Source organism: Candidatus Brevundimonas colombiensis (genome assembly GCA_029202665.1).
In the GTDB taxonomy this organism is placed as follows: Bacteria; Pseudomonadota; Alphaproteobacteria; order Caulobacterales; family Caulobacteraceae; genus Brevundimonas; species Brevundimonas colombiensis.
On sequence record CP119326.1, the window covers coordinates 2,492,375 to 2,511,458 of the forward strand.

Annotated in this window: 19 protein-coding genes and 1 pseudogene; 8 read left to right on the forward strand and 12 right to left on the reverse strand. The window is 64.7% G+C overall.

Going from position 1 to position 19,084, the window contains the following annotated elements:
• Window positions 1-16: 16 nt before the first annotated feature.
• Together P0Y50_12230 and P0Y50_12235 are read right to left on the reverse strand one after the other, a co-directional pair.
• Entirely contained in the window at window positions 17-655 is a 639-nt protein-coding gene (locus P0Y50_12230; protein WEK39300.1) for a ChrR family anti-sigma-E factor, read from the reverse strand.
• On the reverse strand, window positions 652-1,230 hold the full coding sequence (locus tag P0Y50_12235) for a sigma-70 family RNA polymerase sigma factor (GenBank protein WEK39301.1): 579 nt from the start codon (window positions 1,228-1,230) through the stop codon (window positions 652-654). The genes P0Y50_12230 and P0Y50_12235 overlap by 4 nt, the downstream gene beginning before the upstream one ends.
• Window positions 1,231-1,425: 195 nt before the next feature.
• Here P0Y50_12235 and P0Y50_12240 point away from each other — a divergent pair, with 195 nt between their 5' ends.
• The 6 genes and pseudogenes from P0Y50_12240 to P0Y50_12265 all read left to right on the forward strand — a co-directional run bounded on the left by P0Y50_12240 (window position 1,426) and on the right by P0Y50_12265 (window position 8,749).
• Complete coding sequence (locus P0Y50_12240; protein WEK39302.1) at window positions 1,426-2,763, forward strand: FAD-dependent oxidoreductase; 1,338 nt, start codon at window positions 1,426-1,428, stop codon at window positions 2,761-2,763.
• Window positions 2,760-3,560: a DUF1365 family protein gene (locus tag P0Y50_12245; protein WEK39303.1), complete on the forward strand. Its 801-nt coding sequence runs from the start codon at window positions 2,760-2,762 to the stop codon at window positions 3,558-3,560. Before P0Y50_12240 ends, P0Y50_12245 begins: the two co-directional genes overlap by 4 nt.
• Before the next feature lie 72 nt (window positions 3,561-3,632).
• Window positions 3,633-5,960, forward strand: coding sequence for a TonB-dependent siderophore receptor (locus P0Y50_12250; protein ID WEK39304.1), 2,328 nt, complete (start codon window positions 3,633-3,635; stop codon window positions 5,958-5,960).
• Between the two features lie 9 nt (window positions 5,961-5,969).
• Window positions 5,970-7,211, forward strand: a complete 1,242-nt coding sequence (locus P0Y50_12255; protein ID WEK39305.1) for a PepSY-associated TM helix domain-containing protein — start codon at window positions 5,970-5,972, stop codon at window positions 7,209-7,211.
• 327 nt (window positions 7,212-7,538) lie between these two features.
• Window positions 7,539-7,889 carry a hypothetical protein gene (locus tag P0Y50_12260; protein WEK39306.1) on the forward strand — a complete coding sequence of 117 codons (351 nt, stop codon included), beginning with the start codon at window positions 7,539-7,541 and terminating at the stop codon, window positions 7,887-7,889.
• A gap of 224 nt (window positions 7,890-8,113) precedes the next feature.
• Window positions 8,114-8,749 (forward strand): annotated as a pseudogene (locus P0Y50_12265) (IS3 family transposase).
• Here the strand turns inward: P0Y50_12265 and P0Y50_12270 are convergent.
• From P0Y50_12270 to P0Y50_12305, 8 genes are all read right to left on the reverse strand, one after another.
• On the reverse strand, window positions 8,746-9,225 hold the full coding sequence (locus P0Y50_12270) for a hypothetical protein (GenBank protein ID WEK39307.1): 480 nt from the start codon (window positions 9,223-9,225) through the stop codon (window positions 8,746-8,748). The pseudogene P0Y50_12265 and the gene P0Y50_12270 sit on opposite strands and share 4 nt — an antisense overlap.
• Window positions 9,222-10,229: a hypothetical protein gene (locus P0Y50_12275; protein WEK39308.1), complete on the reverse strand. Its 1,008-nt coding sequence runs from the start codon at window positions 10,227-10,229 to the stop codon at window positions 9,222-9,224. The genes P0Y50_12270 and P0Y50_12275 overlap by 4 nt, the downstream gene beginning before the upstream one ends.
• Window positions 10,230-10,240: 11 nt before the next feature.
• Complete coding sequence (locus P0Y50_12280; GenBank protein ID WEK39309.1) at window positions 10,241-10,855, reverse strand: SIS domain-containing protein; 615 nt, start codon at window positions 10,853-10,855, stop codon at window positions 10,241-10,243.
• A gap of 8 nt (window positions 10,856-10,863) precedes the next feature.
• Window positions 10,864-11,421, reverse strand: coding sequence for an HAD family hydrolase (locus P0Y50_12285; protein WEK39310.1), 558 nt, complete (start codon window positions 11,419-11,421; stop codon window positions 10,864-10,866).
• Between the two features lie 2 nt (window positions 11,422-11,423).
• Window positions 11,424-12,179, reverse strand: coding sequence for a transaldolase (locus P0Y50_12290; protein ID WEK39311.1), 756 nt, complete (start codon window positions 12,177-12,179; stop codon window positions 11,424-11,426).
• A gap of 122 nt (window positions 12,180-12,301) precedes the next feature.
• Window positions 12,302-13,264 carry a glycosyltransferase family 2 protein gene (locus tag P0Y50_12295; protein ID WEK39312.1) on the reverse strand — a complete coding sequence of 321 codons (963 nt, stop codon included), beginning with the start codon at window positions 13,262-13,264 and terminating at the stop codon, window positions 12,302-12,304.
• Window positions 13,261-14,211 (reverse strand): glycosyltransferase family A protein, encoded by a 951-nt coding sequence (locus P0Y50_12300; protein ID WEK39313.1) that lies wholly within the window; start codon window positions 14,209-14,211, stop codon window positions 13,261-13,263. The genes P0Y50_12295 and P0Y50_12300 overlap by 4 nt, the downstream gene beginning before the upstream one ends.
• Window positions 14,208-14,882, reverse strand: a complete 675-nt coding sequence (locus P0Y50_12305; protein WEK39314.1) for a sugar transferase — start codon at window positions 14,880-14,882, stop codon at window positions 14,208-14,210. Before P0Y50_12305 ends, P0Y50_12300 begins: the two co-directional genes overlap by 4 nt.
• Window positions 14,883-14,980: 98 nt before the next feature.
• On the opposite strand from P0Y50_12305, the gene P0Y50_12310 reads away from it, so the two are divergent.
• Both P0Y50_12310 and P0Y50_12315 read left to right on the forward strand, forming a co-directional pair.
• Window positions 14,981-15,781: a WecB/TagA/CpsF family glycosyltransferase gene (locus P0Y50_12310; protein WEK39315.1), complete on the forward strand. Its 801-nt coding sequence runs from the start codon at window positions 14,981-14,983 to the stop codon at window positions 15,779-15,781.
• Window positions 15,774-17,117 (forward strand): O-antigen ligase family protein, encoded by a 1,344-nt coding sequence (locus tag P0Y50_12315; GenBank protein ID WEK39316.1) that lies wholly within the window; start codon window positions 15,774-15,776, stop codon window positions 17,115-17,117. The genes P0Y50_12310 and P0Y50_12315 overlap by 8 nt, the downstream gene beginning before the upstream one ends.
• Here P0Y50_12315 and P0Y50_12320 read toward each other — a convergent pair.
• Window positions 17,104-18,363, reverse strand: a complete 1,260-nt coding sequence (locus P0Y50_12320; protein ID WEK39317.1) for a hypothetical protein — start codon at window positions 18,361-18,363, stop codon at window positions 17,104-17,106. The two genes, P0Y50_12315 and P0Y50_12320, sit on opposite strands and share 14 nt — an antisense overlap.
• Window positions 18,360-19,061 (reverse strand): polysaccharide export protein, encoded by a 702-nt coding sequence (locus P0Y50_12325; GenBank protein ID WEK39318.1) that lies wholly within the window; start codon window positions 19,059-19,061, stop codon window positions 18,360-18,362. The genes P0Y50_12320 and P0Y50_12325 overlap by 4 nt, the downstream gene beginning before the upstream one ends.
• Window positions 19,062-19,084 lie beyond the last annotated feature (23 nt).

Here is a 19,084-nt window from a genome sequence, read left to right on the forward strand (position 1 = left end):
AGGCTTGCCAAACCCGTCACAGGCGAACGAAAGGCTGCATCAGCCTGCCCAACCAGCCGTCCAGCTTGATCTGTCCGTCCAGGGCGACCACGCACAGACAGGCCTCGTCTGACACGACACGCGGCTGGTGCAGCACGTCGTCGTTCGCTTCTTCAAGATCGCCGACATCGAACCGCTGCGTCTCAGTGGCGTAGGCGCCGGAGATGACGCAGGTCAGTTCGACCCCGCCGTGGGTGTGTTTCGGCGTCTCGCGCCCCGGTTCGATCCGCAACAGAATGACGCGGCAGTCGCCGTCGCGCGGCGCATGGACGTCGCGAACCCGCATTCCCAGCCCGATCCAGCGCCAGGGGCCGAGCGCATAGCGGCGAAGCGGCTCGGGCAGTTCGGGCATGTCGTTCAGGGGAGCGGGCGACCTGACCGCGCCCGCATCCGTCTCGATCCGCGCCAGGGCGTGCGCCAGCGCATCCGGGGACAGGGCGGCGGGCGAGGCGTCGTCCAGGAATGCGCCACCGACCGCCTGCAACTCTCGCACCCAGGCGTCGTTGGCGGGGCGCAGGGCCAGATGGGCGGCCACCACGACGGCCTCTGGCGCGCTCAACGCCCCCGACGCATAGGCCAATAGCCGCTCTTCGGACGGATTGCGGCGCGCGTTCATCGCGACGCCTCCTCGGACGGGGCAAGGATCAGGCGAAGCTTGGTCATGGCGTTTCGAATGCGGGATTTCACGGTGCCCAGCGGCAAATCCAGCTGGCGCGCGATTTCGGAGTGAGAACTGTCGACGAAGAAGGCCAGACGCAGCACCTCCACATGTTCGGGGCTCAGGCGCGCCAGGGCGTCACGCACCCGATCCGCATCCTGCGACATCGACAAAAGCTCGTCCGGCCGCAGCACGTCGTCGCCGGCCAGCTCGATCTCCGGCGTCGGCAGCGGCCGGGCGTCGCGGCGCAGAATGTCCAGGCGGCGATTGCGCGCGATGGTGAAGATCCAGGTCGCCGCCCGCGCCTTGCGCCCATCAAACAGGTCGGCCTTGCGCCACACCGTCAGCATGGCGTCCTGGGCGAAGTCCTCAGCCGCGCCTGGCGTGGCCCCGGACTTGATCAGCCAGGCCTTAAGGCGCGGCGCGAAATATTCGAACAAACAGGCGAAGGCCGCCCGGTCGCGACGAAGCGCGATGGCCTCAATCATCTGATCATGCAGCCGGGGATCCAGCGGAGCGTCGGAGCGGGTCATTCGACCCACCCGCGGAACGCCGGATCGAAGATCGGTCGGGCCAGGCCGTGTCGGCGCGAAGGATTGGGGTTCGCCATGCATGAACCCTAATACGGCTGGTGGAAATGTCTGGATCAATCGCGATCCGATCATGATCCAGTCCCGTAAATCCTCCATGCGTCGTCGCCATGTTCGCGGTCGCGCCACGGAGCCTCCATGTCCTTTCCGCCCGCAAGATCGCCGTTCGAACCGTTGAAGATCGCCGTGGTCGGCTCGGGCGTCGCCGCCTTGTCCTGCGCCTGGCTGCTGTCACAGAAACACCGCGTCACGGTGTTCGAGAAGGCGGATCGACTGGGCGGTCATACCAATACGGTCACGGCGGCCGTGCCGTCAGGCGAGATTGCGGTGGACACCGGCTTCATCTGTTTCAACGACGCCACCTATCCCAATCTGATCGCGCTGTTCGCGCATTTGGGGATCGAGGCCCGCGCCACCGATATGTCCTTCGCCGTGTCGCTGGACGATGGACAGTTCGAATATGCCGCCCCAGGGCTGTTCGCCCAGCGTCGCAATGCGCTGAGACCACGATTCTGGTCGATGCTGACCGAAATCCTGCGTTTCTATCGCGAAGCGCCGCGTGATCTGGCCGGGTTGAACGATCCATCCCTGACACTGGGCGACTATTTGAAACGTGAGGGCTTCAGCGAGGCGTTTCGCGACGACCACCTGCTGCCGATGGCGGCCGCCATCTGGTCTTCCCCGGCCCATACATTGATGGATTATCCGGCTGAGTCCTTTATCCGCTTCTGCGGCAATCACGGCCTGCTGAAGCTGGTGGGCCGCCCGATGTGGCGTACGGTCGAGGGCGGCAGCCGGGTCTATGTGGAACACTTGGCCCGCGCGCTTAAGGACATTCGGCTGGACCATGGCGTCGTCTCGATCCGCCGCACCCACGAGGGCGTGATCGTTCATGATGCCCACGGCGGCGTGGAAAGGTTCGACCACGTCATCATCGGCGCCCACGGGGACCAGGCGCTGGCCATGCTGGATCAGCCCACGTCCGCCGAGCAATCACTGCTGGGGGCTTTCCGCTACAGCCGCAATCTGACCGTGCTGCATACAGACGCCTCCTTGATGCCACGCCGACGCCGCGCCTGGGCCAGCTGGAACTACATCGGGGCGGATGACGGTCTGTGCGTCACCTATTGGATGAACAGGCTGCAGGGCCTGACGGGCGACGACCTGTTCGTCACCCTCAATCCGCCGCGCCCGCCGCGCCCCGACACCCTGTTGCGTAGCGAGATTTACGAGCATCCAATCTTCGATCCGGCCGCGGTCGCCGCCCAAAAGCAGTTGTGGAGCCTGCAAGGGCAGGGGGGCGTCTGGTTCTGCGGCGCGCACTTCGGCGCCGGTTTCCATGAGGACGGCCTGCAGTCCGGCCTCGCCGTGGCCGAACAGCTTGGCGGTGTGCGCCGGCCCTGGACGGTCGAAAACGAGAGCGGCCGCATCTCGTTGACCGCCAACCCGGCCCCGCGTCTGGATTACGCGGCATGAGCCAGGCTTCAGCCCTCTATCGCGGGCGGGTCATGCACCGTCGGCTGCGGCCGAAAGTCCACCAGTTGGACTACCGCGTCTTCTGGCTTTTTCTGGACCTGGTCGAGATCGACGCCATTGCCCGACGACTGCGTCTTTTCTCGCGCAATCGCTTCAACCTGCTGTCTTTCAACGACCATGATTATGGCGACGGATCCGGCGATCTTAGACCCCAGGTTCTGGCGTGGCTGGCGCGGGCCGGGATCGACATCGGCGACGGGCCGGTCCGCCTGTTAACCATGCCTCGGGTCCTGGGCTACGTCTTCAATCCGATCAGCCTCTACTACTGCCATCATACAGACGGCCGGTTGGCGGCCATGGTCTATGAGGTCACCAGCACATTCGGTGTGCGTCACGCCTATGTCATTCCCGTGCCGACCGCCGATCAGGCGAAGGGCGTGATCCGACAGGGCGCCGCCAAGGCGCTCTATGTCTCGCCATTCATGGGCATGGAGATGGACTATCGGTTTCGCGGCCATACGCCCGATGATCAGCTCAACATGACTATCGACGGCCTGGACGCCGAAGGCGTTCTGATCACCGCCGCCATACAGGCTCAACGCCAACCGCTGACCGACCGCGCCATCGCAACGGTCACGGCTGCGATCCCTCTCATGACGCTCAAGGTCATGGCCGCAATCCACTGGGAAGCGTTCAAACTCTGGTTCAAAGGCGTTGGCCTGACGCACCAACCGCCGCCGGCTCAAACACCGATCACATACCAAGAGACGTCTGAGGAAAGCCGGCTAGGCCGTTGAATAGGCGCCTGGAACGCTCCTGCTTCGTAAGGCTCTAGCTCGCCCGGCAGGTTGCAAAAGCGGGTTGCCGACTTGGAGCCGCTGACTACCGGTTGGTCCGCGCGGTCGGATGCTGGCCGATCGTGCGGCTCACGGCCTCGTGCGCCGTCAGAATACTTTGTGGCAGTTCTTTCAACGCGCTTGCTTTCCCATCACCTCAATAGTAACTGCGACGCGTTCTCAAATATATCCTGGGTCATAATGCGCCTCCGCCACTTGTTCGTTTCATCCAGCGCCATTTGCGGGGGGGCGGTCTTCGGTTTGATGGCGCCGGTCATGGCTGCCGCTCAGACCGTGCCTGACACGCCGCAAAACGAGCCGACGACAGTGGACGAAATAGTGGTCACCGGCAGGGCCCAACGCCTCTATCGCACCGATAGGACGACGATCGGCAAGACGGCAGAGAACCCACTCGACATCCCCCAGGCTCTGCAGATCCTGAACGCAGAACTGATCGAGGATCAGGGCGCGCGAGATATCACCGATCTGTATAGAAACATCTCCGGCGTCACCCTGTTTTCTTATGCTGGCGTGACGTTCAGAGGCTTCCGCCAGGATCAGGCCTATTTCGATGGTGTAAGGGGCAATCCCTTCATCGGCTTCGCCGTGCCGCAGTTGTTCAACATAGAACGGGTCGAGGTCCTGAAGGGACCGTCGGGCATGCTCTATGGTCCTGGATCGCCCGGCGGCACGATCAACTATGTCACCAAGACTCCGAGCGATGTGCGCGCCGGCGAAATCACCGGGGTGATCGGCGACTATGATCGGGTCGGTGTCTCGGGCGAAGTCACCGGCCCGGTCGATGCAGCGGGGCGGGTCACCATCCGAGCGGGCGGCTTTTATGAAGAGCGCGACAATTTTCGGGTCAATGCCGGCTTTAAAAATCTGATCGGCGATCTGGGCCTGGGTTTCGCGCTGAACGACCACACCGACCTGACGTTACAGGCCAGCGTCTATGATCAGAAACTGCCCGCCAATCGCCTGCGGGGCGTCCCAGTCGATTTGGACGGAAATTTCCTGACCGACATCACCTGGAACCACAACGAGCCGACGGATTTCGCCACGCTGAAGGCCCAGGTCTATCAGGCGCGGCTGGCGTCCCAGTTGACCGACAATGTGAGGTTCGACGCAACGGCCCGTTATTCGGAATCCTCTGAACGTCAAAACTATCATGAGCCGCGCGGCGCCATCGACACCGACGGCGACGGTCGGCTGGACGCCGTGCGGCGTCAGTTTCGAGATCAATACCGTGATGCCGACAGCCTGTCCTTGGCGGCCAATCTGGTCACCGACGTCCGGGCGATGGGGCTTGATCACCGCATTCTGTTCGGGGGTGACTGGGCGCAGGAGGACTTGCTGTTCAAGAGCCGCGTCGTCGCACAAGCCAGCCAGGGCGGACCCGTGCCGAACCTTTCGCTGTTCAACCCCGTCTACGGCCTGACCGGGGCCGCCAACTACAATCTGGACGCCTTGCCGCTTTCAAGGTCGGACGACCGCTCTATTCGGGGAGGCGTTTATCTGCAGGATCAGGTTCGCTTCGGAGATCACTGGATAGCCTTGGCCGGGGTTCGCTGGGACCGGTTTGAGGACGACAACCGCCTGAGCGATGTCGACTTCGAGGACTCTCAAGTCACCTACCGCCTGGGTCTGATCTTCAAGCCGCGCCAGGATATCTCAACCTATCTAAGCTGGTCCGACACGTTTGAGCCCCAGGAGGCAGGCAGTCAGAACGCCGATGTCGGCGGCCCATTCGCCCCGGTGACCGGGGCCCAGGTTGAAGCGGGGGTCAAGACCGCCCTCTACGGCGGTCGTGTTCAGGTCAATGCCGCCGTCTATCAGATCATCCGCGAGAACATTTTGCAGGTCGATCAGAGCCTGCCTCCGGTCAACGGCAAAGACCAGCTTCGTCCGATCGGTGAAGTGACTTCCGAGGGCTTCGAGCTTGATGCCTCGATAGACCTGACGGCAAACTGGGTCTTGACCGCCAATTACGGCTACAACGACACGCGTATCACCGGCACGTCGCCGGGACAGTCCATCACTAATGCCGTCGGCGATCGCTTCGCCAATGCGCCACGACACCAGGCGGGCTTCTGGACGCGCTATCAAGTGCCCAAGCTGCGGACAGCCTTCGCGTTTGGCGGTGAGTATGTGTCCGAACGGGTCGGCTTCAACAACGAACGGGTCAAACCCTACACGGTCTTTGACGCCTCGATCACCACGGTGTTCGATATCGCCAAGGTCCGTTTGCGCGTCGACAATCTGTTCGACAAGACGTACGCAGCATCCGGCTTCGGTCTTCAGGGGTCCTTCCCTGGCGAGCCGCGTAGCGTGTTTGTAGAAGTCAGCCACAGCTTCTGAGCGGGTCGCATGGCGCTCACGCCCGTTCTGGCCGGCAAAAAAAAGCTCCGAAAAGGCCGATCGGCCTGGTGGTGGGTCCATCACTGGCTGGGGCTTAAGCTTGCGATCTTTATGACCTTCGTCCTGGCGACTGGTACGCTTGCGACGCTCTCCAACGAAATCGACTGGCTGATCGACCCCGCCCAGAGGGTGACGCCGAGAGGCGCTCCGACCGCGTCATGGGGCGACTGGGCGGCGGCGGTGAAGGCGGCCGAGCCTGAAGCAACGATACAGTACCTCTCGGCCCCACTTGACCCCTGGTTCGCGGCCCGCGTGGTTATCGAACGGCCAGACGGGGCGCTACGGATCGCCTATGTCGACCCTTGGACGTCCGAGGTTCGGGGCGTGCACGGCTGGTTCAATGTCAATCGGTTCCTGCGCAACACCCACCGGCACCTGATGATGCCGGTGGCCATCGGGGTTCCGATCGTCGGTTCGATGGCCCTTGTCCTTCTGGTCTCCATGATCACGGGATTGGTGACCTACAAGAAGTTCTGGCGCGGGTTCACCCGCCCGCCCCAATGGCGCAAAGGTCGTCAGGGAGAGGCGCGGCGGTTTACTGGCGACCTGCACCGTTTCGCCGGCCTGTGGTCGATCTGGTTTCTCGCCATCATCATCGTCACGGGCGTCTGGTATGTGGTCGAGGTGTTCGGGGGGCGGGCGCCGCCCGGGCCGCGGCCCGAGATCATAACCGGGGCCGCCCAACCGGCCGGCGCTGCTCTTGACGCGCTCATCGTCCGCGCTCAGGCCGCCGATCCGGCCCTTCGTATCTCGGGCGTCAGCTTTCCCGACGACAACGGACGTGGCGTCTTGGTCGCCGGGCAGTCGCGGGCGATCCTGGTGCGAGATCGCGCCAACGCGGTCTGGGTTGATCCTCGTAACGGAGAGGTTCTGCTCGCGACCCGCGGGGAGGATCTGAACCTTCACCAGCGCATCTCGGAGGCGGCGGATCCGCTGCATTTCGGGACTTTCGGCGGCCTTGCGACGCGACTGATTTGGTTTGTCTTCGGCGTGGTGATGACAGGCCTATCCGTGACCGGGGTCATGATCTACAGCCTGCGTATGACGCGCGCCGAGAGTGAAGGAGGTCCTCGTCATGGGATCGCAGGCCTGTGGGCCAGCTTTGGCCCGGCCGCCTATCCCGCTTTGGGGCTGATTCTGATCAGCATCGCCTTGACGCCAGGCGCGGTTATCGCGGCCGCCGGAGGCTGAGTGGCCTGACCGGATGCTTGTAGAAAAGCTTAACCGGTGCGAACGACACTGCACCGCGCTTGTATAGTTCTGGCGACGAACCGACGGTGAAGAGCTCGACTACAGTACCGGGCTGTCGTTGCGGCGTTGTTGCCCTCAAGGGGCGTCGGCTTCCCGGACTCTGGTGCTTGGGGTCTGACTGGTCTCGGGCGAGAACGTCTCTAATAGCTCTCGTCGATCTGCTGCTGAGCCCCCGCACTTTATATACAATAGTATATAATTTGGAGCGCTAGACGCCGGAGTCCGGGTTTGCGAATCTCCTCGGACAAACTGCCTATGGGAGCGAGAGTGAATACCCACAACGATGTTCCGCCGGCCGAGGAAAGCGGCCATCGGTCGATGAGTATTCGGCTGCCCAGGCCTATGCACGAAGCAATGAAGGCGCTGGCAGCCCAGCGTGGGGTAAAAGCCGCCGACTTCTACGTCGAGACCGTCGAGATATTCATTCGCGAACATATGGCGAGGTATCGGTATCTGTTTGCGATCGAAAATGACGCTGTGCATATAAGCGTCAACGTTCCCGTCCGGTTCGCCTTTAAAGTCAGAGACGTCGCGCTTGGTCGGCGCGTGACACCGAACGAACTCGTATTCACAGCCGTCAGCCACGTGCTGGAAAGCGCGAATGCCGAAGCGGCCTAGAGAGTGAGTCCAACGAACCTGGAACCGGAATCCCACGAACCTGGAACCAAAACGCTGGAAGTGGCCGGAGTCTCAGGAACCCGGAACACTGACATCTGCAACAAAAACGAATATGTGCGGCCTTCACATAATATATATTAGGCGATATAGGTTTTCATATGCCGGGTGTTTCCGGATTCGTTCAAGCGGGAGGCTGTTGATCGGGTCGCCAGCAGTGGGCTGAGCGTCGGGTCGGTCGATCCCGCGTGGAGCGGCTGATGCGCCGCGCCGGCCTGCGGGGATTGGCGGCCCTGCCGCGTCGCGCCCGAACGACGAACAGCCGCCACGGCTATCCGATCGCGCCCAACAGGCTCACCCGCAACTTCGAGGCGGCGGCGCCCAACCAGGTCTGGCTCGCCGACCTTACCTACATACCGACGGGCGAAGGCTGGCTCTACCTCGCCGCCATCCTCGATATGCACACCCGCAAGATCGTGGGCTGGTCGATGCGTCAGACCCTGCACACCGAGATCGCTCTGGACGCGCTCAACATGGCCGTTGAACGCCAGCGACCCGCACCCGGCCTGATGCACCATTCCGACCGTGGAATCCAATACGCAGCCGAAGCCTATCGATCAGCTCTGGCCCGATCAGGCATCACCCCATCCATGAGCCGCAAGGGTGATTGCTGGGACAATGCGCCCATGGAGAGCTTCTTCCACACCCTCAAAACCGAGCGGGTCCATCACCGTGTCTACGCCACCCGCGACCAGGCCCGCAGAGACCTGTTCGGATACATCGAGGGCTTCTACAACCCCCGCCGCCTGCACTCGTCACTGGGCTATATCAGCCCCGCCGAGGCCGAACGCAGAGCGGCTTAACCCCGTCCACTTTTGTGGGGGAAGATCACGTCATAGGGGCCAAGAGGCAGGTCCAGCGCGACCCGGAACGCCTCGACCAGGGCGACGACAAGAGCCGAGGACGACCCCAGCCCCGACCCGGCCGGGGCATCCGATGTGGTCGAGACGGTCAGGGCCGGGGTCTCGCCGCCCAGCCAGGTCTGGGCCACATGACGATAGGCGGCCCGGTGAAGACCAAGGTCGCCATGATCCGGCGCAGGCAGAATGGGGTCCATCACCTCCTCCACGCCGATGTCGCGGGCGCGGAAGGCCAGGCGTCCTTCGGGATTGAGGTCGATGTGGGCGAAGGCGAAGCGGTCGATGGTGGCGTTCAGAACCGCGCCGCCGAACTGGTCGCAATAGGGCGACAGGTCCGTGTCGCCTCCCGCCAGACCAAGCCGCAGCGGCGCACGCGCACGCACGCCCCAGTTCGGCGTCTGCCCTGCCCGAACCATCATGGCGGCGTTTCCGCCATCTGGCAGGAGCCTGCGCGGTCGATACCGTAGCGCAGTCGCGGCATGTTCTGACTGGCCATATAGGCCTCAAGCTCGGCGCCGTGGCCGGGCTGGAAAAGCATCAGGAAGCCCCCGCCCCCGGCCCCGATCACCTTACCGCCGGTGACGCCCATGTCGCGCTTCACATGGTCATAGAGGTCGTCGACGGCGGACCAGCTGATCTTGCCCGACAGCCTTTTCTTCTGGGTCCAGTGCTCGTCCAGCATTCGCCCCCAACCGTCCAGATCACCCGCCGTCCAGGCGTCGCGGATGCGGTAACCCAGGTCCTTGATGAAGCCCAGGCTGTCGCTGACCGTCTCGCGGCGTGGGGCCGCCTCGGACAGCATGGCCGTGTGCTGGTCGGCCAGAACCACGGCGGCGTCGCGCCGTAGGCCAGTGTAATAGATGTGGGTGTGTTCGATGAATGCCGCCTCGACCTCGGCGTCCAGATCGACGCGCTTGACCGTGACCTGTCCATCCGGCGCGATGTCCAGCGTGGTCAGGCCGCCATAGGCCGCCATATACTGATCCTGCTTGCCGATGCCCTTGTTCAGGACGCGGATTTCCAGGTCGCAGGCCTCTTCGGCCAGGGCCTGAGGCGACGGCCTGTCGCCCTTCAGTCCATGCAGGGCGTTCAGGAAGCCGACCATGAAGCTGGACGACGAGCCCAGCCCGGTGCCGCCCGCGATGTCGGCCAGGGACGCCGTCTCGACCCGGTCGTCGAAGCCGTGCGACATCAGGGCGGCGCGCACCAGTTCATGCTGAACCTCGGTGGCGCGCGACGACACCTCGGGCTGGGGACCATAGACCACCACGCGGTCATCGAAGGCGGGTCGGTGGGCGACGACGCGGATGTATTTGTCCAGCGCCATCGCGAAGATGAAGCCGCCGTCGTGCCGATAATAGCTTTCCAGGTCCGTGCCGCCGCCGCCCAGGGTGACGCGCAGCGGCGTGCGTGTGGTGATCATGATGCGGCCGTTCAGGCGGTGGGAGCGGCGACGGGTGCGATCTGCTCCCAGTGCCCCTTGTGCAGGGCGAGAGCCGGGTGGGACACCAGCAGGTGCCAGACCACGGCGGCCAAACCCTCGACCAATGGTGTGATCAGTTGCGGATCGACCGTGGGCACGATGACGCAGGCGTCCGCCGCCTCGGCCGTATAGCCGCCGTTGCGACCGACAATGCCGGTCACGGTCGCGCCGCGCGACTTGGCCAGTTGGATGGCGCGTACGATGTTGGCGCTGACGGGCGGTTCGACGCTGCCGCCTCCGACCGAGAAGATCAGCAGACCGTCTTCAGCCTTCAGGCGGCTGGTTTCCAGCCAGGTGGAGAAGGTGCCTTCCCAGCCCTCGTCATTGACGCGGGCGGTCAGCTCCGAGACGTTGTCGGTCGGACAATAGGCTTCGAAACCGCAGATCTTGCGGAAGTCGTTGGTGGCGTGGCTGGCGTGACCGGCGCTGCCGCCGACGCCGATCAGGAACAGGCGGCCGCCGCGCTCGCGCACCTCGGCCAGACGCTGAGCCATGGCCTCCACGGCGTTGCGGTCGATGGCGGCCATCGCCTTTTCGGCGGCGGCGAAGAAATGGTCGGCGAACATGGTCTTGATCAGTCCTGAGGGTCTGGCGCGAGGGCCGCCAGCGAAGTGTGAAGAATCCAGGCCGCAGCCTGACGAAGATCGGGGATCACGACGTCGGCGCCGCTCCCGCTGTTATAGTCACGACCCAGCAGCACGGTATGAACCCCCGCCGACCTGCCGCATTGGGTGTCGCGATCCATGTCGCCGATCATCCAACTGGCGCCCAGATCGATGTTCCAGCGGGCCGCGAGGTCCAGCAACATGCCGGCCTTTGGCTTGCGGCAGTCGCAGCCGTCGTCATTGTCGTGCAGGCAGGCCCGCACCTCATCGACCGGAACCGTCTGGATCAGGGCGGCATGGATGGCGTCCAGAGCCTCAGCCGTCATCTTGCCGCGCCGCACGTCGGGCTGGTTGGTGACCACGAAGGTCAGATAGCCCGCCGCGTTGAACGCCTGCACCGCCTCCACCGCCCCGTCCGCGATCCGTAGTTCGTCCACGGTTCGCGGCGAGGCCGGCCTGCCGTCGCGCCAGACGACGTCGTTCAGCACGCCGTCGCGGTCGAGGAATATGGCGGGACGGCCGGACATGACTACAGGCTGAATCCGGCGGCGACGGCGTCCTTGCGGAACATGGCCACGGTGTCCAGCGACAGATCGCCCAGGTCCCTGCCCGCCATATCCAGCTTCTTGAGGATGTCCGGGGTGGCGGTGATGATGTGGCAGCCGCATTCGGCGGCCTGATAGACGTTCAGCACCTCGCGGGTCGAGGCCCACAGCACTTCGGCCAGCGGCTTGCGCGCCGCCATGGCCACCGCGGCCCGCATGACCGGCGCCGGATCGACGCCGGTGTCGGCGATGCGGCCGGCGAAGACCGACAGGATGGCGGGTGTGTCGTCGGCCAGAACCTCGATCGCCTCGGCGACCTGCTCCAGCGTCAGCATGGCGGTGATGTTCAGCTTGACCCCGTCAGCAGCCAGAGCCTTGGCCATCGGCAGGCTGGACTGGCCCTTGGTGTTGGTGATCGGGATTTTCACATAGACATTGCGGCCCCAGCCGGCGATCAGACGGGCCTGACGCTCCATCTCGGCGAAGTCGTCGGAAAAAACTTCGAACGACAGCGGCATGTCGGGGATCAGGGCGATCAGCTGGCGCGCGAAGTCCGCGTAGTCGGTGATCCCCGCCTTGAACATCAGGGTCGGATTGGTGGTGAAGCCCGTGACCATCCCCTGGGCATGCAGCCGCGAGAATTCGGCCAGGCTGGCGCCGTCGCCAAAGAGCTTCAGCCCTTCGATCGAAGGCTTGGACGGCGCCGCCGAGACGATGGGTCGATCGACCTGGGTCAGCATGAATGGAAATCCTTCGGATAGATGATTGGCTCCGCATCCTCCAAGATGCGTGCCGTGGGCCGAGTTTATTGGGCGCTAAAGGCCGCCGCCTTAACGGAAAAGGTTAAGGCTCGCCATGGTCGTTAAACGATTGTTTCGTCGATAAAGCCGACCGGCCTGCGCCACGTCAGCTTGCCCAGCCCATGCTGTGTCAGCAGTCGCCACCTGAGACGAGAGGTGGAACCATGCTCCAAGGTTAGCCAAGTCAGTACGCCGCCGACGGCCGCCTGGATTAACCCTTTGACGAATAATTCCGTCCGCGCCAGCGCCGGATGCTGCGCGCCGTCGACGTAGATGGAGACATAATGTTGCGTTTCGCGACGGGTGCGGATCAACCGATACGGTATCGCCGTCCGATTTCGGAACACCGTTTCGGTGACGCGCGCGCGCGCCGCCCAAACGATGCGGCGCCCCTGGCGATGCAGGCGCACGAACAGTTCCGCGTCCTCTCCGCCGGCATCGCCGAACGCCTCGCGCATGGCGGGCTCGCCCTCAGGAAAGCACCGCTTCATATCGAAGATGGAGTTGCCGGTGCCCAAGCCATAGCGCGGCCGCCCGGACGGTTCGGTCAGTTCGATTTCCGCCAGATCGACCAGGCCCAGATCGCGCACAAACTGGCGACCGTCAGGGTCATAGTCCGGCGGCGCGCCGTCCTCGAACACCGCAAAACGCGGCCCCACGGCGATGTCGGCGTTCGTGGCCTTCAGCGCGCCGACCAGAGCGTCGGTCCAGTCGGGATCGGCCGTCTCGTCGTCGTCGATGATCGCCAGCCAGCGCCCGCGCGCCTCTGTGAAACCGCGATTGCGCAAGGCGGCCATATTACGGGTCAGGTCCGGAACATAACGGATGGGCCAGGGCGAGCCGGGCGACAGAGCTTCGACCACGCCCCGTCCCGCCCCTGCCGGATGGTTGTCCACCACCACGATCTCTATCGTCAGGCCAAGACTGTTCGCCTGGGCGAGGCAGGATCGCAGCGTCGCTTCCAGACCCTTGGGCCGGTCGTAGGTCAATATGGCCAGCGTCAGGTCAGGCGCCGGTTCGCTCACGCCGACGTCTCCGCAATGAAACCTATGGGCGCGCGCCACGTCAGCTTGCCCAGCCCCTTGGCCATGCCGATCCGGTGATCGTAGCGATGCCTGCGGTCCAGAAACTCTCCCGTTGCGACATAGAGAGCTGCGTGCACCGCCGTCTGGGCCAGACCAAGCAGGGCCACCTTGGCCGTGGTCAAGGGCTTGTTTTCGCTGGTGTCGATTCGGCATACAGCATAGTGCTGCGAGCCGCGCTTCATGCGCGTGATCATATAGTCCGGCCGTGCGCGACTGGTCTCGATGAACTCGCGCACCACGGCGTCGGGGCACCAGACGAAGCGCCGCCCGGCCATCGCCAGACGAAACAGCAACTGCGTATCCTCGCCATTGGCGTCTCCGAAGGCGACGCTGAAAGGCTCAGGCCCGTCCAGACAGGTCGCGACGCGGAAGGCGGCGTTGCCGCTGCCCAACCCCTTGCCCCGTTTGCGCAGCCGCCCGAACATGTGGATCGGCTCATCCGCCGGCATCTGGAAATCCAGCGTATAGCGCCAGCCCTGCGGGTCCCAATCCGGCGCGCGTCCACCTTCGAACTCGGGCAGTTTGGGGCCGAAGGCCGCATCGGCGCCGGTTCGGTCCAGACAGGTGGTCAGGGCCGCCAGCCAGCCGGCCTGCGGTTCTTCGTCATCGTCTATGAAGGCGACGTAGCGGCCGTTCGCGGCGGCGATGCCCTTGTTTCGGACGATGGAGATGTTGCGTCGCGGATCGGACAGATAGGTCATGTCCACGCCCGTCTCGACCGTCAACCGTTCGACCAGTCCCTGCGCCAGTCGATCGGGATGGTTGTCCACCACGATGATCTCGAACCCGCCCCAGCCGCCGCCCTGAACCGCGCACCCTCGCAGCGTCCGTTCCAGCAGATGGACCCGGTCATAGCTCAGGATGACGACGCTGATGTCCACACTCATGCGCCGGTCCCCCGCAGCACCACGCCGGCCGTGCGGATCAGGATCCAGATATCCAAGCCCAGCGACCAGGTTTCGATGTAGCGGATATCCAAGCGGACCCATTCGTCGAAGTCGTTGATTCTGTGCCGTCCCTCGACCTGCCACAGACAGGTGATGCCGGGCTTGACCGCCATCTTGCTCATCTGGAACGGGGTGAAGCGTACATATTCATGGACGCGCGGCGGACGCGGGCCGACCAGGCTCAGATCGCCCTTAAGCACGCTCCACAACTGAGGGAATTCATCCAGGCTATATCGGCGCAGCACGCGGCCCAGCGGGGTGATGCGCGGATCGTTCTCCATCTTGAAGGCCGGGCCGCGCATCTCGTTGTGGGACTGCAGCGCCTCTTCCTGGCGATCCGCATCCACCACCATGGTTCGGAACTTATAGCCTCGGAATTGGCGGCCGCCCTCGCCTACCCAGTCCACGCCATAAAGCGCCCGCCCCGCCGACGTGGCGCGGACCAGGATGGCGATGACCAGCCACAACGGCGACAACACGACCAGCAGGACGGTGGAGATCGCGATGTCCATCAGCCGTTTCAACGCCAACCCCAGGCGGACGTCGCGTCCGCCCGCCAGACGCGGCAGGGCGGGTTTATCGTTCGACAATGGCAAGGCGGCGTCACTCATGCGGCCCCTATATCAAGAACCACGCCATCCCGCGCGTCGCGGGTTGCGGCGGCAAGCGAATTGCAGTTTGCCGCAACGCAACGCAGAACGGTCGGATCATGAACAGCCTGTCGCCCAACAGCCGTCTTCAGCCCCAGCCCGAGTTGCGTTTCGCTGGCCTGCGCTTCCATCCGATGACGACGGACCAGACGGTCGCGGCATTGGCCGCCCGCCCGGCGGACCTGCCCTTCGACATATTGATCACCCCGAACGCCGAACACGCCTGGCTGCGCCGCAAGGACGCGGAGTTCGACCGCATCAGCGCCCGCGCCTGGCTCAGCACCAACGACAGCCGGGTGTTGCGCAAGACCGCCGCCATCGGGGGCGTTGAACTGGGCTTCGCCCCCGGTTCTCATGTCGTCGAACAGCTTTTCAAGGCCGTCATCTGCCCTGACGATTCCCTGACCGTCATCGGCGGCGACGCCTCGGTCATCGCTGAACTGGCCCGCACATTCAATCTGAACCGCATCGCCCACCACAATCCTCCGATGGGTTTCATCCATGACGCTGCCGCCGTGCAGATCGCCGTCGATTTCGTCGTCGAACACCCTGCCCGGTTCGTTTTCGTGGCCATGGGTCCGCCCCAGTCCGAGAAGTTCTGCCAAAGGATCATCGACGGCGGGCGCGCGACCGGCCTCGGTCTGTGTATCGGCAGTTCGATCACCACCCTGATCGGCCGCACCCCGCCTGCGCCTCAATGGATGGAAGATCGGGGGCTGGTCTGGCTGTATCGTCTGGCGCGCGAACCGAGCCGCTTGTGGCGGCGCTATCTGGTTCGCGGTCTTTATGGATTGGGCCTCGGTCTGATCGATTCCATCGCCTTCCGTCTGCGGCTCAAATCGCCCGACCTGCGTGGCTGAGGTCGGACGCCTTCAGGACTGGCAGGGCCGCCTGGACCAGGAGACGCGCTCGCGCGGCGTGCAGGGCGACCGCCTGATCGCCCTGTGGGCCGGTGCGGTGCTGGTTCTGATGCTGCTGTATATCTGTATCGGCCCCAACCCCTATCAGCACGAGATCGTGGTCGATCCCCTGACCGGCGGGGCCGAGGCGTCGCCGGTTAACCGGATTGTCTGGCTGGGTCTGTTCGGCCTTTCGGCGCCCTTGCTGTGGTTCCGTCGCCAGGCTTTGCCGGCCATGATGTTGAGGCTGCTGCCGCTGCTGGTTTTGTTCGCCTGGTTCGCCTTGACGACCCGCTGGGCCCTGGACCCCGCGGTCTCGACGCGCCGGCTGATCCTCTATGCGGTCAATCTGGCGATCTGCGTGGCGGTCGCGGTCGGTCTGGGCGACAGCCGTCGATTGCATCTGGCGATGGCGACGGGGTGCGCCCTGCTGGTGGGCATCGACGTCCTGTCCTGGATCGCGGCGCCCGGCGTGTCGATGACCCCGCTGGGTCTGGCCGCCATCCATTCTCACAAGAACACCCTGGGGGCGGTGATGCTATTGGCCGGTTTCGTCTGCGGGACCTACGCCTGGTCGCAGACCGACTGGCGACGACGGACCTTCTGGTGGAGCGTCACCGTCCTGGCCCTGGTGCTTCTGGTCGCCAGCCTGTCCAAGACCAGCATGGGGCTGTTCGCCGCCCTCGCCTGCGCCACGCCGATCATCGTTTCCCTTATGGCCCAGCGACGCATGGTGCGGCTGGGTCTGATCGCCATCGCCGCTCTGATCGTCGCGAGCATCGTCTTCGGCTGGCTGGCCTATTGTCTGGTGATCGGCGCCGATCCCTGGGCGCCCTTCGCCGGCATCACCTTCACCCAGCGCACCGAGGTCTGGGCCTTCGTCCGGGACGAGTTCGTCAAGCGTCCGATCCAGGGCTGGGGCTTCGGCGCGTTCTGGGACATCGACCCGAAGGTGCAGCCCAGCCTGCAGACCGACGCCTGGTTCGCCCAGCCCGACGCCTACACCAACGAGGCGCACAACGGCTTCCTGGATCTGGCGGTCACCACGGGCCTGATTGGACTGACAGGGGCCGTCATCGTTCTTATGCGTTGGATTTTCGGGGGTTTGACCCTGATCCGCGACGCCGTGGGCGGGGATCGCGGACGGCTGGGCGCCGCCATTCTGCTGGGCGTTTTTCCGCTGATGGTGTTCGGTCACAACTTCATGGAAAGCAGCTATTTCACCGCCAACTCCATCTTCGGCACGGTGCTGCTGCTGTTGGGGGTGGAGATCGAGCGGCGCTTCATCCGCGCCTGAGGCGGCGGATCAACACGACCAGCACCGCCAGCATGGCCGCCGCCTCCAGCGCCTGCCCCGCCGCCGTGCCCAGGATCGCGCCGCCCGGTCCTAACCGGCTGATGCCCCACAGCACCCCGGCCGCCGCCACGGCGGAGGCCGAGGCGTTGGCGATGGCCAGGGCCTTGAACGCCTTCAGGATCTGCAATCCCGTGCTGACCACCACCTGAATGAAGCCGAACGCCACGCTGACGCCCCACAGAGGCAGCATCCACCGGGCGTCAGCGTATTTGCCGTCGAACGCCAGGCCGGTGATCGCGGGCCAGGCCGCCCAGACCAGGCCCGCCCAGACCAGTGCGAAGACTACGCCGGCCGCGCCCGACATCGTCAGCAGACGCACATAGCCCCCCCAGTCGCCGGCCTCGCGCCGCGCCACCAGATCGCTTCTCGCCGCCATGCTCCAGGACGAGGCCAACAGCGGGGCCGGCCGAAGGAAGGTCTGACTGAACGACAGGGCCGCCAGCACGCCTGGCCCATAGGCCGCCCCCACGGCGAACACATAGAACCGCGCCAGGATTTCGGTGCTCGACACGCCGAGGAACAGCCAGCCGGACTGTCGGCCATAGGCGACATAGCCCGGCAAGGCGTCGATCATGCCGCGCCATAAGCCTTTGCTGGCGCGCGCCAACCCCGCCAAGCCTACGATGGCGTAGGCCGCGCCCATCAGGGCCAGGACGGCCTCGGCCTGCAAGGGGTGGAAGGCTATCGTCCCCAGAACCAGAAACCCCGCGGCGACGACCAGCACCGCCCCCGTCTGGATCGTCGCCGCCCCCGGTTCTCCCCGACTGAACAGGGTCAGCCGAACATACTGCTGCATCAGATAGGCGGGCGTGAAAAGCACGGCCGCCCAGACCCCGAAGGGTCCATCGCCGGTCATCAGCCAAACTGCGGCGGCGGCGGCCACCGCGACCACCAGCCAGAAACACACCGTCGCGCCCAGCATCAACCGCTCGGTGGAAAGCCGCGCCGGATCGACGCCCCGACCGTTGGGCAAAACCTGCAGATGCGCCACGCTGACCGCGTTCTGGACGCTGGCCAGCACATAGGCGACCGAGAACCACAGGACGCAGGCCCCGAACTGCTCGGGCGTCATGATCCGCCCCAGGATCAGCACAACGCCCAGGTTCAGCAGCGAAAACAGGCCCTGTTCGACGATGGCCGTCAGATAGGGCGACGCGCGGCCGATCCGCCCCGCCAGCGCTCTCATCGGAAGCGATTCAGGTCGTAGCTGAAGCCGAAGTTGAAGGGCAGGATGCCGTTCAGATACTGACGCACGAACAGATTGACCTCGGCGATGGCGCTGCGCGGTACGAAGATCAGATCGCCAGGGTGCAGCAGGAAGTCCTGCTGCGGGTCGCTGTTCAACAACGCCTTGGCGTCCACGATGCGCGAGGCCAGCCGCCCGTCGGCCACGCGTCGCAGCACCACGACCTTGCCCGTTCCGGCCGTCTCGGCGAATCCGCCGGCCGCAAAGATCGCCTGGGCCGTATTCATCTCGCCGCGAATCTGCACGACGCCCGGCGTCTTGACCTCGCCGCCGACATACAGCTGCGACGCGCCATAGGTCGTCACGCTGATCTGAACCTGCGGATTGCGCAGCACGCCGGCATAGGTTTCCGTCAGCCTCTGACTGGCGTCGCGCACGGTCAGGCCGCCGACCGGAACCGGCCCAATCACGGGGAACACGCCCTGCCCGTCCGGCCCCAGCACGACGTCCGCGTTCAGCCCGTCCTCGACCAGAAAACCCAGCCTCAGGGCGTCGCCAGCCGCCAGCCGGTATTGATAGTCGTCCTGCCCCCAGGGGGCGAAATCATAGGGCTGGGCCTGTCCGCGCACGCCGCCGCCGGAAGCGCAGGCGGCCGAAAACAGCACCAGGGCGATCGCGATCGTGCGCCAGACGGCCATCGGGTTTCCTCGTCGCGGGCCGA

Excerpts from the sequence above, each read along its gene's own strand:
- P0Y50_12245 (WEK39303.1), top strand. The coding sequence starts at position 2,760 with ATGAGCCAGGCTTCAGCCCTCTATCGCGGGCGGGTCATGCACCGTCGG.
- P0Y50_12280 (WEK39309.1), bottom strand. The coding sequence starts at position 10,855 with ATGTTCGCCGACCATTTCTTCGCCGCCGCCGAAAAGGCGATGGCCGCC.
- P0Y50_12285 (WEK39310.1), bottom strand. The coding sequence starts at position 11,421 with ATGTCCGGCCGTCCCGCCATATTCCTCGACCGCGACGGCGTGCTGAAC.
- P0Y50_12300 (WEK39313.1), bottom strand. The coding sequence starts at position 14,211 with ATGAGTGTGGACATCAGCGTCGTCATCCTGAGCTATGACCGGGTCCAT.
- P0Y50_12255 (WEK39305.1), top strand. The coding sequence starts at position 5,970 with ATGGCGCTCACGCCCGTTCTGGCCGGCAAAAAAAAGCTCCGAAAAGGC.
- P0Y50_12320 (WEK39317.1), bottom strand. The coding sequence starts at position 18,363 with ATGAGAGCGCTGGCGGGGCGGATCGGCCGCGCGTCGCCCTATCTGACG.
- P0Y50_12310 (WEK39315.1), top strand. The coding sequence starts at position 14,981 with ATGAACAGCCTGTCGCCCAACAGCCGTCTTCAGCCCCAGCCCGAGTTG.
- P0Y50_12230 (WEK39300.1), bottom strand. The coding sequence starts at position 655 with ATGAACGCGCGCCGCAATCCGTCCGAAGAGCGGCTATTGGCCTATGCG.
- P0Y50_12325 (WEK39318.1), bottom strand. The coding sequence starts at position 19,061 with ATGGCCGTCTGGCGCACGATCGCGATCGCCCTGGTGCTGTTTTCGGCC.
- P0Y50_12240 (WEK39302.1), top strand. The coding sequence starts at position 1,426 with ATGTCCTTTCCGCCCGCAAGATCGCCGTTCGAACCGTTGAAGATCGCC.
- P0Y50_12270 (WEK39307.1), bottom strand. The coding sequence starts at position 9,225 with ATGATGGTTCGGGCAGGGCAGACGCCGAACTGGGGCGTGCGTGCGCGT.
- P0Y50_12290 (WEK39311.1), bottom strand. The coding sequence starts at position 12,179 with ATGCTGACCCAGGTCGATCGACCCATCGTCTCGGCGGCGCCGTCCAAG.
- P0Y50_12275 (WEK39308.1), bottom strand. The coding sequence starts at position 10,229 with ATGATCACCACACGCACGCCGCTGCGCGTCACCCTGGGCGGCGGCGGC.
- P0Y50_12305 (WEK39314.1), bottom strand. The coding sequence starts at position 14,882 with ATGAGTGACGCCGCCTTGCCATTGTCGAACGATAAACCCGCCCTGCCG.
- P0Y50_12235 (WEK39301.1), bottom strand. The coding sequence starts at position 1,230 with ATGACCCGCTCCGACGCTCCGCTGGATCCCCGGCTGCATGATCAGATG.